Source organism: Gelidibacter mesophilus DSM 14095, from assembly GCF_000423005.1.
GTDB lineage: Bacteria > Bacteroidota > Bacteroidia > Flavobacteriales > Flavobacteriaceae > Gelidibacter > Gelidibacter mesophilus.
This window is the reverse complement of the sequence record NZ_AUHD01000004.1, coordinates 315810-330855: the sequence shown is the minus strand read 5'-3', so window position 1 is coordinate 330855 and position 15046 is coordinate 315810. Positions and strand designations below refer to the sequence as shown.

General features: G+C 35.6%; 13 protein-coding genes and 1 other RNA gene. 9 read left to right on the top strand and 5 right to left on the bottom strand.

All coding sequences use genetic code 11. The features are described from left to right. The first annotated feature begins 153 nt into the window (after nt 1-153). Nucleotides 154-495: RNase P RNA component class A (gene rnpB, locus G525_RS21650), an RNA gene on the top strand. 318 nt (nt 496-813) lie between these two features. Here the strand turns inward: rnpB and rsmD are convergent. The 3 genes from rsmD to G525_RS0104805 are packed head-to-tail and all read right to left on the bottom strand — an operon-like array spanning nt 814 to nt 2898. After that, nucleotides 814-1359 carry a 16S rRNA (guanine(966)-N(2))-methyltransferase RsmD gene (gene rsmD / locus G525_RS0104815; RefSeq protein WP_027125143.1) on the bottom strand — a complete coding sequence of 182 codons (546 nt, stop codon included), beginning with the start codon at nt 1357-1359 and terminating at the stop codon, nt 814-816. Then, the gene (locus G525_RS0104810; RefSeq protein WP_084647705.1) at nt 1359-2222 is read right to left on the bottom strand and encodes a DUF3822 family protein; all 864 of its coding nucleotides are present in this window, start codon (nt 2220-2222) and stop codon (nt 1359-1361) included. Before G525_RS0104810 ends, rsmD begins: the two co-directional genes overlap by 1 nt. After that, nucleotides 2173-2898, bottom strand: coding sequence for a hypothetical protein (locus G525_RS0104805; RefSeq protein WP_027125141.1), 726 nt, complete (start codon nt 2896-2898; stop codon nt 2173-2175). Before G525_RS0104805 ends, G525_RS0104810 begins: the two co-directional genes overlap by 50 nt. Nucleotides 2899-3101: 203 nt before the next feature. On the opposite strand from G525_RS0104805, the gene G525_RS0104800 reads away from it, so the two are divergent. Continuing rightward, nucleotides 3102-4526 (top strand): ATP-dependent DNA helicase, encoded by a 1425-nt coding sequence (locus G525_RS0104800; RefSeq protein WP_027125140.1) that lies wholly within the window; start codon nt 3102-3104, stop codon nt 4524-4526. 158 nt (nt 4527-4684) lie between these two features. Here the strand turns inward: G525_RS0104800 and G525_RS0104795 are convergent, their stop codons facing one another. Continuing rightward, nucleotides 4685-5443, bottom strand: coding sequence for a hypothetical protein (locus G525_RS0104795; protein WP_027125139.1), 759 nt, complete (start codon nt 5441-5443; stop codon nt 4685-4687). Nucleotides 5444-5763: 320 nt separating this feature from the next. On the opposite strand from G525_RS0104795, the gene kdsB reads away from it, so the two are divergent. The 5 genes from kdsB to G525_RS0104770 all read left to right on the top strand — a co-directional run bounded on the left by kdsB (nt 5764) and on the right by G525_RS0104770 (nt 12025). Continuing rightward, on the top strand, nt 5764-6492 hold the full coding sequence (gene kdsB / locus G525_RS0104790) for a 3-deoxy-manno-octulosonate cytidylyltransferase (protein WP_035479014.1): 729 nt from the start codon (nt 5764-5766) through the stop codon (nt 6490-6492). Continuing rightward, a complete protein-coding gene (locus G525_RS0104785) occupies nt 6483-7217 on the top strand; it encodes an HAD family hydrolase (RefSeq protein WP_027125137.1) in 735 nt (244 codons plus the stop codon). The genes kdsB and G525_RS0104785 overlap by 10 nt, the downstream gene beginning before the upstream one ends. Continuing rightward, nucleotides 7207-8289 (top strand): iron-containing alcohol dehydrogenase family protein, encoded by a 1083-nt coding sequence (locus G525_RS0104780; RefSeq protein WP_035479012.1) that lies wholly within the window; start codon nt 7207-7209, stop codon nt 8287-8289. Before G525_RS0104785 ends, G525_RS0104780 begins: the two co-directional genes overlap by 11 nt. Nucleotide 8290: 1 nt before the next feature. Further along, nucleotides 8291-8839: a 1-acyl-sn-glycerol-3-phosphate acyltransferase gene (locus tag G525_RS0104775; RefSeq protein WP_027125135.1), complete on the top strand. Its 549-nt coding sequence runs from the start codon at nt 8291-8293 to the stop codon at nt 8837-8839. Between the two features lie 831 nt (nt 8840-9670). Continuing rightward, complete coding sequence (locus G525_RS0104770) at nt 9671-12025, top strand: patatin-like phospholipase family protein (protein ID WP_035479008.1); 2355 nt, start codon at nt 9671-9673, stop codon at nt 12023-12025. A 96-nt stretch (nt 12026-12121) separates the two neighbouring features. Here G525_RS0104770 and G525_RS0104765 read toward each other — a convergent pair whose 3' ends face one another. After that, nucleotides 12122-13057, bottom strand: a complete 936-nt coding sequence (locus G525_RS0104765) for a transporter (protein ID WP_245577729.1) — start codon at nt 13055-13057, stop codon at nt 12122-12124. A gap of 510 nt (nt 13058-13567) precedes the next feature. On the opposite strand from G525_RS0104765, the gene G525_RS22640 reads away from it, so the two are divergent. Then, nucleotides 13568-13858: a hypothetical protein gene (locus tag G525_RS22640; RefSeq protein WP_245577728.1), complete on the top strand. Its 291-nt coding sequence runs from the start codon at nt 13568-13570 to the stop codon at nt 13856-13858. Further along, nucleotides 13849-15027 (top strand): glycoside hydrolase family 130 protein, encoded by a 1179-nt coding sequence (locus G525_RS20275; protein WP_245577727.1) that lies wholly within the window; start codon nt 13849-13851, stop codon nt 15025-15027. Before G525_RS22640 ends, G525_RS20275 begins: the two co-directional genes overlap by 10 nt. Nucleotides 15028-15046 lie beyond the last annotated feature (19 nt).

Below are 15046 nucleotides of genomic sequence, written 5' to 3'. Positions count from 1 at the left end.
GAAAAGTTGAATTTTTCATAATTGACGAATTTTACCTGCATATATCTTTATTCACTTCTAACTTTACACTAATTTTGCATTTAAGTAAATCGCCTTATCGCTGAATGTTCAACTTGATGGACATCTTATAATTTGGATTGAAAGATTCTTTTATGAGATCCTTGCTTTTGCGAAGATTTGGAGGAAAGTCCGAACACCATAGTGCAACATAATGGTTAATGGCCATCGGTCGTGAGATCAGGAAAAGTGCAACAGAAAGAATGTACAGGTCATGCTGTAGTGAAACCAGGTAAACTCTATGTGGTGCAATGTCATGTATACCAATGTTTGCTTGTCCGCCGTTTGTATTTAACAGATGGTGGCAGGCGGGAGGGCGGCACGCTCGATTGTTGGAGGGTAGGCAGCTAAAGTGTGCTGGTAACAGTACGCTCAGATAAATGATAAGGGCCATGCCAAGGCGTGGTACAGAATTCGGCTTATAGATTTACTTATTTAAACAGGCTCTTTGGAATTTTTCAAGGAGCTTTGTTTATTTAGTGCAACCCATTCCATAGGCTATAGGCACATTGTAATATGCTAATTGAACTAATCCTGCTTTTTAGCGGGATCAAAGTACAAAATACAAGAGCGATGCACAATGTAGTTGCTGGTTGAATTCACCACACTTTTAATGTGATATTCTGATTTGTCTGTTTATGCTAAAGTTTTCTCATTAAGGAAACTTCTGAATGGAGAAAAGTCCACACAATCTATAGTCCACAAATTTGAAAAGGACTTCAACAGAACTTTGTGTCTTTGCGACTCTGAGAGATTTTAGTCTTCTTTTAATTCAAAAAAACTGAACACACTGCCGCCATAATCTTTTTGGTAGCTATAATATTCCAAATGTGATAAATCAGTTTGCTTGGCATGTTCCACAATAAGAATACCGCCACTTTCTAAAAGACTATTTTGAAACACCAATTCAGGGATTTTAGAAAATTGCTCCAAACTGAAATTATAAGGCGGATCGGCAAAAATTACTGTCGATTGAAGTTTGGTGTTTTCCAAGAATTTAAAAATATCACTTTTAATGGTACTGATGTTCATTTCAAATTCTTCAGCAGTTTTATTGATAAACTTAATACAACCAAAATCTTCATCTACACACGTTATGTTTTCCGTGCCTCTCGAAGCAAATTCATAACTTATACTGCCCGTGCCGGCAAATAGATCCAGTACTGAGATTTCATCAAAATAAAAGCTGTTATTTAAAATATTGAAGAGTGCTTCCTTAGCCATATCAGTCGTTGGACGTACTGGTAGTTTTTTTGGCGCGTTGATGCGTCTTCCTTTATATTGGCCTGAGATGATTCGCATTAGTTAAAACTGTTTAAAATAAGGGTGTATTGATGCTTTTGTAGAGGATTTTCCAAGGCGTCATAGCTATACTCTTTTGATGGCCGATCAAATTCAACATATCTGATATACGTATAAAGAATTTGCCACAGCGGATCATTCTTGAGAATATGTCCGGTCAATTTAACTATCACGGTCTCAGGATTTAATTTGAGTTGTTCAATAGCGAAAAGAATGAAGTAGATAAAATCTTCTTTGGTGTAATATTCAAAGGTGTTGTAAAGTTGAAGTTGCCCTTTTTTGACCACCACCATTTCAAAATGGAAAGGTTCAACATTCAAATAAATCTTATCTTTCTCTCTGTTTCTGATGTCTGATAAGGCACGTTCCAACAAAATGGTAGAAGCGTGTTTGTACTCAAATTCACCATAAAGCTCAAACAGATAGTTGTTAATGTTCATATAAGGAACAAATACATTTATGCTATTGTTGGCTTCTATTTTATCGTGTGAGATAAAATCTGTTTTGATGATTTTTGAGCTGTACTTTAAATAGTCTGCTGCATTTTCTTCTTCAAAAAATTCTTCAGGGACAACATTGGAAAGCTCATTTTGAAATAATACTAACACGGTTTCAAATGGCTGAGAAAGCAATGGTTCGTTAGAAATATGGTTCTGTAATTCCACCAACACCGCTTCCGGTGTCCGTTTGTTTTTGAAGTCAACACGTTTCAAATAAACGATCCTGGACTCAGAACTGCTAAGGATACAAAAAGAAAGTCCACTCAAACTAATTTGAATGGACATTCTGTTTAAAGGATTTGATTCCAATTTATTAATCAGTTGAATAATTTTTAGGCCAGTTACCAATGGTTTTAACCTCATCCATAGAACCTACCATAAGTTTAGGACCATTAACACCATCCACAGAAACTACTTGTTTTTCTTTAGAGATTAGGTTGTTATCCTCTCCATCAAGAATAATTGCTTTATCAACGCTTGCCTCAAATACTGGAATATTATCTAACATGCCTGCTTTTAGATCAAATTTCGCTCCTGATTTTCCTACAGGAACATTCATCATAGTCTTATATCTTGTGTCAGCACCAAATAAGGAATCTTTCACTGGAACAAAACCTAAAGTATCTACAATAACAATATCTTTCATCATCGTCACACCACCAAATCGTTTTGTCATTTCAACATCAACAATAGAAGAATCTTTACGCTGTACTATAGTGTATTTACCATTGTCAACAAATGAAATTAAAGTTTCAAAGCTATCTGTAAACTTTCCGTTGACTTGTTTGTATGCCAATTCAGCATCTCTAATATCTTTTAGCTTTTCAATAACAATCGCATAGCGTTTTTCTTTAAGTTCATTGAATTGAATCTCTCCATAAACTGACATGAAGGTGGAGTAGCCAAGAAAAGCAATAACTGCCCAAAGTAAAATGTGTAAAATAGGCTTAAAGTTTTTTGGAACAAATTTGTCAATCACCCAGACGATTCCAATCGTAAGAAGGATAACAATTACAATAGCAAGAATTACTGTTAGCATAGTTTGTGAGTTTATTTTTATAATTGGTCTTACGCAAATCTACAATTTTTTTTTATTCACGAAAACCAAACCTAGTAAAAATGATGAAATTTAAAAATCTATTTGCCATAATTTATTTATTTCAATCAAAAATAGTCTCCTAAAGTTACAACAATTCTATATAAACCCTATCTTTCCGCTTTTAGAAAATGATTCCTCCTCAAATGAACGCCTCCGAATTTTATAAGCATTTAAAACAAAAATTTCCTTTTGAACCTACATTAAAACAAAATATTGTCCTCGATCAGCTTGCGAATTTCGCTTTAGACACCAATTCCAATCAATTATATCTTCTTAAAGGCTTTGCTGGAACCGGAAAAACAAGCATCATCGGCACCTTAGTTTCCAATTTGTGGCATGTTAAAAAAAGTGCCGTATTAATGGCACCCACAGGAAGAGCGGCAAAAGTAATTTCCAATTACTCAGGAAAGGAAGCATTTACAATCCATAAAAAAATTTATTTCCCAAAAAAAGATAAGGGTGGTGGCGTTAAATTTGTGATGCAGCCCAATAAACACAGAAATACCATATTTATAGTTGATGAAGCCTCCATGATACCTGATGCGCCTTCTGATTCGAAACTTTTTGAAAACGGATCACTTTTGGATGATTTAATGCAATATGTTTATTCAGGCCACAATTGCAAGTTGTTACTCATTGGCGATAAAGCACAGTTGCCACCTGTAAAATCAGATTTAAGTCCTGCGTTGGATAGCATTCAACTTAATCTAAATTATAATAAAAATGTCATTTCCATGGAGTTGGATGAAGTGGTAAGACAAGATCAAGATTCTGGAATTTTGATGAACGCCACCAATTTACGCGAAGTATTGGAAGGTGAGTTCTATGAATCTTTTAAGTTCAACCTTAAAGGTTATTCAGATATTGTGAGATTAGTTGATGGCTATGAGATTATGGACGCTATAAATGATGGGTATTCATATCAGGGTCATGAAGAGACCGCCATTATTGTTAGAAGTAATAAACGGGCAAATTTATATAACAAACAAATTAGAGAACGCATTTTAAATAATGAAAATGAAATTACCGTGGGTGATTTTCTAATGGTTGTGAAAAATAATTATTTTTGGGTAAAACCAACTTCGGAAGCAGGATTTATAGCCAATGGTGATATTGTTCAGGTTTTGGAAATTTTCAGCATCCAGGATTTATACGGATTCCGATTTGCTGAAGTGAAAGTAAAAATGGTGGATTATCCAAAAATGGAACCTTTTGAAACCGTATTGCTTTTGGATACCATTGAGGCAGAATCACCTTCATTGCCTTACGAAGAATCCAATAAATTGTATTTAGAAGTTCAAAAGGATTACGAATATGAAACTTCAAATTATAAGAAGTTCCTTAAAATTAAGAATAACAAGCATTTCAATGCCTTACAGGTCAAGTTTTCTTATGCAATCACTTGTCATAAATCGCAAGGTGGTCAATGGGACACTGTTTTTGTGGAACATCCTTATATACCCAACGGCATTGATAAGGATTATTTGAGGTGGCTATATACCGCCATTACGCGAGCAAAAGGAAAGTTGTATTTAATAGGATTTCCTGAAGAGTTTTTTGTTTCGTGAAATAATCCGAAAACCATAATGAGCGACTACTAAACTATGAACGATTTTTGAATTCAGTGTATTTGAGTTTCTTAATATTGTGAGCGCATATCAAAATGAATAACCGGTGAGATCAATTGCCAACTCAAAAGTTTTCTTAGGGGATTGCACATATATGATTAATATTTCAAAACAGGTCTTTTTTCAGTATCATAAATCATTTGCGAGACCTCAAAATCAAACCAAAGTTTAAATATTTCAAATGTTCGTTTTTTAGGCCATTCCTTTTTATTGGCACTCCAAGCTTTTAATTCCAGCGTAAAGAACTTATCAAATTTTTTACTTAACCACTGTTCAATATCCTCAATGTCATCATCAATTAGATAAATATTGAGGTCGAGAAATGCTAGTTCAAAATCTTCATCGGGATGCAAATTGTTGAGCCAATCACATAAAGGTTGTTTTGGTTTTAGAATTATGGCACTGCGATTAATAAAGTTTTCTTCAAAATCTTCGACTGAACTATCATTTTCCATAGAATGAATCACCTCAGTTAAATACGCTTCTTCAGTTTGCGTAACAACAGATAAAACTGGGCCATTTTTGGTTTCTTTCAGCTCAAAATCAACGATAAAGTTGGTGTGTTTTTTGAATTTGGATGTCTTATAATCAATCATTTTCTGTAATAGAACACTATCCAGGTTATCCTGATCATTAATGGCATTAATCGTCTCTTGAAATTCCTCTACCGGCATGATCGTCTTCATATTTCCGAAATTCCACGCATTTATGGCAAATTCAAAAACCTCTTCAGCATATTCTGTATCAGTAAAGGCCTGAGAAAAAGGTGAAATAAACGTCTCTAATAAACTAGAATATTTTCCGCTCTCTTGCTGACCTTGGTTCTCTCCGAACATATTAATGACTTTACTTTTCATCCTATTAAAATTTTAATTTTAAAAATTACAATTATTTGCTCAATTACAGAAAGATAATTGAATTGCGCATTGTAGGCAAAAATAATCAGCACTATTGAAATTACAATGACTAATTATTTTAAACTGCTCAAAAAGACCATGCCCCTGAAATAATCTGAAGTTTGAAATAGGTTGATCTTATAAGTGAAGTGAAAAAGAGCATCTAGAAGTGGCTTTTGATATTTTATGAGCATAATTTGAACTTAATAAAAAGATTAAACATTCCAAACCACGAAATACTTTAAAAAGCTTTATTTTTGAATAGAAATAAACAAAGCCCTATGAAGATAATTTCAATGATTCCGGCACGCTACAAAGCTTCAAGGTTCCCTGGTAAATTAATGCAGGACCTTGCGGGAAAAACTGTTATTCTTAGAACCTATGAAGCTACTCTGGCCACTAATCTTTTTGACGATGTCTATGTAGTGACGGATAGTAGTATCATTCATGATGAAATTGTCAACAATGGGGGTAAGGCCATCATGAGTTCAAAGGAACATGAGTCAGGAAGCGATCGCATTGCTGAAGCTGTTCAAAACTTAGACGTTGATATCGTAGTGAATGTGCAAGGTGATGAACCTTTTACTGAACGCGAAAGTTTGGAGAAAGTATTGGATGCTTTTAAGAATGATCATAAAAAAGAAATTGATTTGGCATCTTTAATGGTGGAAATTCACGACTGGGACGAAATAAGTAACCCGAATACGGTAAAAGTTATTGTAGATCAGAATAATTTCGCGCTCTATTTCTCGAGAAGTCCAATCCCATTTCCACGTGATAAAGAGTCAGGAGCACGCTATTTTAAACATAAAGGAATCTATGCTTTTAGAAAACAGGCACTTCTTGATTTTTATAATTTACCAATGCAATTCCTAGAAGCTTCTGAGAAGATAGAATGTATTCGTTATTTGGAATATGGAAAACGAATTAAAATGATAGAAACCCATGTAGAAGGTGTGGAAATTGACACGCCTGAAGATTTGGAACGTGCAAAACGATTATGGAAATAGATTACACCAATATTAAGGTCATCGGTTTTGATGCCGATGATACATTATGGGTCAATGAGACCTATTTCAGGGATGCTGAACTTGAATTTTCAAAACTGATGGCCGCCTATGAAACGGCAAATAAGATTGATCAGGAGCTATTTAAACGACAAATAGAGAATTTACCTCTGTATGGCTACGGCATTAAAGGATTTATTCTTTCGATGGTAGAGATTGCCTTAGAACTTTCCAATAATTCTATCGGTAATGAAACCATTGCCGCCATATTGAACCTGGGGAAGGCTATGCTCAATAAACCTGTCGAGCTTTTGGATGGCGTGGAGGAAGTGCTTAAAACATTATCCCAAGATTACCGATTGATTGTTGTGACCAAGGGTGATTTGTTAGATCAAGAACGGAAGTTGGAGAAATCTGGATTGTTGAAGTATTTTCATCACATAGAAGTGGTCAGCGATAAACAGGAAGCTAATTATTCCAATTTGTTAAATCATTTAGATATTAAACCTTCTGAGTTTTTAATGATCGGAAACTCGTTAAAATCAGATATATTGCCTTTAATCAACATTAAAGCGCAGGCAATTCATGTACCTTTCCATACCACTTGGATCCATGAACAGGTTGTTCCCAGTAAACCTGAACATCAAAAATTTAATACCATACATAGTTTATTGGAGGTGCTTCCAATTCTGAACAAAAGATTAAAAACTCAAAAAAATGACTTATAAAAATTTTCCTATGGTGTCCAGGGTAGTTTTTGGACGAGGCAGTTTCAATCAATTAAGCGATATTATCGCACCAAAACGATTAAATGAAAAAGCACCCTTTATTTATTTGGTGGATGATGTTTTCAAGGGTAATGCTTGGCTGACTTCAAGAATTTCTTTAGGCTATGAAGATGAATTGATTTTTATCTCTGCCAATGAAGAGCCTACAACATCGCAAGTAGATGCCTTAGTTGAAAAGATTATCTTAAAGCATAAAGACAGGCCTTCAGGAATTATTGGAATTGGGGGAGGTACACTTTTGGACTTGGCCAAAGCTGTATCCATAATGTTGACCAATTCTGGGGAATCAAAGAATTATCAAGGTTGGGATCTCGTAAAATCCCCAGCCATCTATCACGTTGGCGTACCTACTATTTCAGGCACAGGAGCGGAAGTTTCAAGAACAACCGTATTGACAGGTCCTGAAAGGAAGTTGGGTATCAATTCGGATTACACACCATTTGATCAAGTTATTTTAGATCCGGAATTGACAAAAGGCGTTCCAAAAGACCAATGGTTTTATACAGGAATGGACTGTTATATCCATTGTGTGGAATCATTGCAAGGTACTTTTTTGAATGCATTTAGCCAGAGTTATGGGGAGAAAGCCTATGAATTATGTGTCGATATTTTTGTTGATGGAAATAATAAGGAAGAAGAAATGCAAGATAAATTGATGATGGCATCATGGCACGGTGGGATGAGCATTGCTTATTCCCAAGTGGGGGTAGCGCATGCATTGAGCTATGGATTGGGGTATCTTTTAGGTACAAAGCACGGCGTAGGCAATTGCATTGTGTTTGATCATTTGGAAGAATTTTATCCAGAAGGCGTGGCTTTATTTAAAAAGATGAAAGAAATTCACGAGATTACAATTCCAAAAGGTATCTGTTCGCATCTTGAAGATTATCAATTTGATATTATGATTGATGTAGCTTTAGGATTGGAGCCATTATGGGAAAATGCTCTTGGTAAAAATTGGAAGCAAACGGCCACTAGAGAAAAATTAAGAAGCCTCTACGAAAAAATGTAATATGGGGTTGTTAGCAAAATTTATATATTCTAAAATTTTAGGTTGGAAGCTGGCAGGAAATGTCACGATGTCTAAAAATAGTATTAAAAAAGCCGTGATCATTGGTGCCCCTCATACGAGTTGGCAAGATTTTTACATTGCTCTTTTAATGCGGAGCGTGATTGGTATTAAATCAAATTTTGTGGCTAAAAAGGAACTTTTTAAATGGCCCTTTAGTTATTATTTTAAGGCTATTGGTGGCTCCCCGCTAGATAGACGTCCTGGGCAAAACAAAGTTGAGGCCATTGCCAAATTATTTGAAAACAGAGATGAATTCAGATTGGCATTGTCTCCTGAAGGCACCCGGAAGAAAGTGGAAGAATGGAAAACTGGGTTTTACTATATTGCTAAAAAAGGAAATGTGCCCATTATAATGTTTACCTTCGATTTTGAAAACAAGCAAAACAGAATTTCAGAACCTTTCTTTACAACTGAAGATATAGAGGCTGATTTTAAATTTATGCGGAGCTTTTTTGAAGGAGTCAAAGGAAAAAAAGTATTGTATTCTTAGTCATTAATTTATGACAAAAAGAGTAGTTGGTTTCTAATTTAAATATTAGTTTCTTATGCCATGAAGGTCGCATTTGCTTTAGGGCCAAAGTATCAAACTATGTCGCCATACAATTTGGTTTGTGAGTGCTGCAGTTGTCTAATGAAACATCCAGTAACCTTTTTTTTGTCCCTAAAGAGAAACATTAGTATAATTTGTGACTTAAAAAGCTATCTCTAAAATGATAGCTTTTTATTTTAAAAAACTTATTTTCAGATGTATGTGTTTTGTTTTTTTAATTATTTGAATTTGATAAAATAAAATAATGCTTATATCAATAAATAATAAAACCGTATCTCTAAAAATTGCGTATACATTAGTGAAGTCAATAATTAATTGACTAAAGCTATTAATCAAATATTACTAACTTTCTTTTGATTGTGAAATCATTGCTATGAGAAAGTGGAAGGCCAACGAGAAATTGTTGGCCTTTTGTTTATGTTGGTTATTGAGGTGATTTTGATTCTTTCCTAAATTTTGGTCTTAATCCGTTTAATTATTTTCAATATACCGTTAAAAAGCTAAGAGGAAAAAACAGTGTAGGTAATAATGAAACCGCATCACAGCCTTTCGAATATGATAATTTGCCGAAGTTTTAATTTATAGAAGCTTAAATTAATACAGATAGAATTAAAGTCTATGATGGTCAATGCCGGTTTAGTTTTACTACTTTTATAATCTCAATAATGTACTATACCAGTCAATGACAGTATTAGAGATGTTGGACATGCTTCCTATTATGATTTAATGTGCTAAACTTCATCATTCTATACTAGTTCAGTTTCAATTGCTATGAGAAAAATAATATTACTATTTGTCGGCCTCTGTTGTTTATTTGCGCTAAGTACGGTTCACGCTCAAGACACGATTGCAACTAAATCACTCAAACCGTTAGAAAAAAAGCCAAAAGTTGCTTTGGTTCTTAGTGGAGGCGGAGCAAAAGGCATTGCGCATCTTCCAACCTTGCAATTGTTGGATTCCTTAGGTATCGTTCCAGACTTGATCGTTGGCAATAGTATGGGGAGCATTGTAGGTGCTTTATATGCTTCGGGGTATTCTGGTGACAGTATTGTCAATATTGTGAAAAAAGCCCAATGGGATAAGTTAATGGGCGGTGGTGTTTCTTTACGGGATGTGGGCGTTGAAGAAAAGGCAGAGTTTAATCGCTATATTGTTGAATTGGATTGGTCTAAGGATAAAGTAGAACTAGGGAATGCCTTGTTGAACGATCAAAACCTGAGAGAGTTTATAACCATGCTCACTTATCCAGTTTATGATATCAATGATTTTAATGAATTGCCTATTCCCTTCAGGGCCATCGCTACTGATATTGTCAATGGGAAAGAGTTGGTATTGGATAATGGTTCTTTGGCGCTGGCAATGCGGGCAAGTATGTCCATACCCGGTGTTTTTCAACCCGTATCTCACGAGGAGACCTTGCTGGTAGATGGCGGACTATTAAATAATTTCCCAACGGATGTTGCAAAAAGATTGGGTGCAGATATCATCATTGGTAGTGATGTGGGGGCTCCCACCTTAACCAAACAAAACCTCGAAAATCTCCAATCCCTGATTTTTCAAAGTACCATGCTCAGCAGCAATATCAAGCGGCCTGAAAATAGAGCGCTGTGTGATATTTTGATTGATCATGGCGGACACTTAACTTATTCCACAGGCGATTTTAAGGATGCGCTTTCCATATATGAGGAAGGAAAGACGGCCACCCAAGAACAAAGGGATACTTTAACTGCATTGGCTGTGGTGCTAAATCAATTTGAACAGCGCAAAGTTGTCCTACCTTCACTTAAAGATAAATTTATAATCGATTCTGTTACGTTTAATGGCATTAGTGATGCGAACCTCGGTTTGGTTAAAGCGCGTGCCAATATAAAAACAAAGACCCCATCCACCATAGAAGACGTGATAGAAGGGGTAAATAGGGCTATGGGCACAACCATATTTAAACAAATGACCTATAATCTTGATATTATTGATGATTCTGAAACTCTAGAAATTTACGGCGTTGAACGGTCCACCCATCGCGTCAAGGGAGCGCTTCATTATGATGGCTATAATGGCGTTGGGATCATCGCAAATTATACGGGCAGAAACATCATGGGTGATGCTTCCCGTTTTTTGATCACGGTAGATATTGCCGAGCAGCCAAAACTACGTGTGCAATATCAAAAGAATTTTGGGGAGTATCGGAATTGGTGGTGGCGCACCGAATTGTACGGACATCAGCTTAAACAAAAAGTTTTTTTGAGAGGACAATATGTTGATAATATCAAGAATAGGTACCATGCTTTTGATAATCAGATAAATTTGAATTTGAGTGCCTTGAGAAGCTATGTGGGTTTTGGTTTGAAATATCATAATACCCATATCAAACCTGCGGTCAACCCCACTTTAAATACTGATACGTTTCAATTTAGCAATTATGATAATTACGATGTTGAACTTTACGCTCAATTTAATTCCAACACGATGGACAAAGTGTTTTTTGCCACCGACGGTGAAATAATCAAGGGGTTTTTTGGAAGGTCTTTAATCGGAAATTTAAAACTGAAAATTTTAGGAGACCCAACAATCAACTACAACGGTGCTACCAATGGGTTTACACGATTGGGAGCCGATTTTGAAAAAAGATTTCCACTTTCAAATCGTTTGACCTCAATTATCGGGGTTTCTGGACACTTCTTTTTAGAGGATGAAAAAAGTGGAACTGACGATCTGTTTTCTGAACTTGCCTTAAACTCAAAATATTTTTTGGGAGGCCATATTGGTACACCAAGAAATAATTACTATATTTTCCCAGGCCTGAAAGAGGAGGAAATTGGTGTGAGTCAATTCGTAAAGTTAAATTTGGGGTTGCAATATAATTTGCTGAACAATATTTATATAACACCTCATTTTAATATCGCTTCACTGGGTTTTGGTGATTTCAGAGAGTATTTGGATGATGCCTTGTCTGCAAATGGAAAATGGTCTGATTCCATCGACTCTAGTATTCTGATTTCGGCTGGTTCAACCTTTTCCTATAACTCACTTTTGGGACCAATTAATTTTGATGTTTCATGGGTCAATCATATCGATAAAGTTCGTTTTTTTATAGGTATTGGATTTCACATGGGCCGATCAAACTAGCCTAAAACTTGGTTAGTATAACTGAAGCAATTTATCCAGAGTTGATAATTTTAAGTATAATACTGAAGACCGAAAATCGAAGACCCTGACAGAGAACTAGAAAATGCTAGACCAACCAACTGAAAAACCATTCGTAGTGGCGCCAATATCCTTTACAGTAAGAGTCGTTCCGTAGCCTATTTTTAAAGATTGCTTTTTATATATAGGCATTCCTGCTGAAAGTCCACCTAACAAATTTCCTCTCTCATCATTTTTCGATTGTCTATTCACAATAGAATGGCCGCCTAAACCATAACCAAAACTTATGGTTGTCCAAATTCTGTGCTTGAATTCTTTGGTCAAATGTGTTTGCATTGCAAAAAGCGGATTCTGTTCCTTCGTTTTATTTACATAATAATCAGTATTATTGGTATAGAAAAATACAGAAGTCGATAATTCATAAGACCAAGTTCCCCAAATATGTACCATTCCTATTTGAGGTCTGATAACAACGCTATTAGTACCTATATTCAATAACTTATCACCATCGTATTGTCCTATGGGTAAATTAACCGCAATTGAGGCCCCGAACGTGGTATAGCTAGGGTTTTCCTTCCTAAAAGCCTGCATTTCTTTAGGGCTCATGGCTTTAGGCCCAATAAAGTTAAGAGAAAGGCGAATTCTTGGATCGGCAAAGCCATTTCGAGAGACTTCTCTGTCCTCTCCGTTAAGAATACCTTCCCATTTCGCAAAAGAGTAGGGAATTTGAACGTCAATTCGTGCTTGTCTATTACCAATTCTAAATGGGCGGACATATTGAACAGCAATGGAATTTACCATTACGCTGCCATCCTTTAACTGTAGCACAGGATCCACATCGATATTTCCAAAAACATGACTGTAACCAAAACCAACAGCATTTGTCCCTATAGGCATAGAGGTCCATCGTCTAGGTTCTATATCCTGCGAAAAACTATTGGCGTGAATTAATATAGCTATTAAAAATCCTATTTTTAAGATTACAGCCTGAAGAATATAAAGATATTTGATCATGAACTACTTAGGTTTGGAAAATTAACCTCAAACAAATATAAAAATTGCAAGTGTATAAGAGTTAAAATAAGTAAAATATTTGCTGAAACGATGGGTTATGAGCTTAGGGGTAAACTTTTTAAGTTTTGTCTTTTCTTTTCTAGTTTGTATAGTTTAAAGTTTCAATGCATCTTGATTTCAAAAGTTAAGAAGCATGAAAAAATCCGGTGCAAGAATTAAATCGACTTTGTTTAATGCGGCGCATTTATACTTATACTAGTTAATCTTTTTAAATGACCATTTATAGGACATCGCAATATCAAAGTTGGAATGGTCGGACACTAATATATTTATCCAATTTCAACCGCTATGCACTCTTTAGACTTTTAGATTTAAGACTTTGTAGTGCTTTAGAGACGTTTTTATTTTAGATGAGGACAGGGAATTATTACTTGTTTCAGCGCAAATTATTCCCTGAAAACAGAATAATTTTCCTGAATTAATCGTAAATTACCTATATAATTGAATAAAATGAGAGTTCCTGTAACACGAAAAGAATTGAAATTTCTACCCGATTCTAGCAGGGTTATTGCCCGCTATTTTATGAATGGCGATCAAGGTACAAAGAATATGCTATCACTGGTATTTGGTATGACTGAAAACGAGGTTCACGTTGCTTTACAGCAAACATTGCGGGAGTTTTCTGCAAGACATCGTAACATCACTAAATTATTTAAAAGACATTGCGAAAATGTTAGAGGTTTAATTGACCAGATGGAGGTCAACTTGATGCGATTTCTGTGGACCGGAAAATGCTTATAGGTTCTTATCTTACTATGGAATACTCCATGGAATCGACAGCTTTTTTTAATCCCTCCATCATTCCTGACAGTGATCAGACCTATTTGGAGAAAGGTGAAATGCGCGTTATTATTTCTTTCAGGGCTACGGGTGAAGGACATATTTCATCAATTGTATTTAGAAGGGCAATTCTTGATATACATAATAATCTTCATTTAATGAAGATCGGTAATTCCATGGACACCGCAGATGTATCTCATAAAAAACTATATCATAAGGGCCGTTTTGTAAAAAAAATGAAGGAGATGGAAATTCCAGATAAATATTCAAAGGTGATAGTAGAAAACTTACCAGACCATTTTGAGTATTTTACCTTGAAAAATTCGGTAAATCATATTTTAAAGGATGCGGATATTAGTATTGATAAACGGGTAGCTCTTGAAGAAATCACTTGGCTGGTGGATTCTTATTATGACATAGAATTTGAACGCGATTCTGATATCAGTGAACGGGTCATTTATCCGGTTTCAGAATCAGAGAGCGGAGGCATAGAAGATGCGCGTTTTGTTCAGTTTACTGACGATGACGGCAGCATTACCTATTATGCTACTTATACTGCGTATAATGGCCACACCATCTTACCTAAGTTCCTGTCTACTGAAGATTTTTACACCTTTCGGATCATGCCTTTGCACGGTAAAGGTGCTATGGGTAAAAACTTGGCACTTTTCCCTAAAAAGATCAACGGCCAATATGCCATGCTTTCTCGATTGGATGGGATCAATAATTACATTATGTTTTCGGATAGAAACACGCTTTGGACGGATCCAATTCTTTTACAACAGCCAAAATATCCTTGGGAATTTTCAAAAATGGGAAATTGTGGATCTCCGATCTGGACTGAAAAAGGTTGGTTGATTATTACCCATGGGGTAGGCCCAATGCGGCGGTATTGTATAGGGGCCTCCTTGTTCGATTTAGACGATCCGACCAAAGAAATTGGCCGACTCAAAGAACCATTGCTTATGCCTTTAGAAACCGAAAGGGAAGGCTATGTGCCTAATGTTGTGTATTCCTGTGGCTCCGTTATCCATAACAATAATTTGATCTTGCCTTATGCAGTTTCCGATTATTCTACCACATATGCTGTAGTGGAAATGACAGCATTATTTGAGGCTATGGAAAATTGACCGTTGATTTCATTTAAAA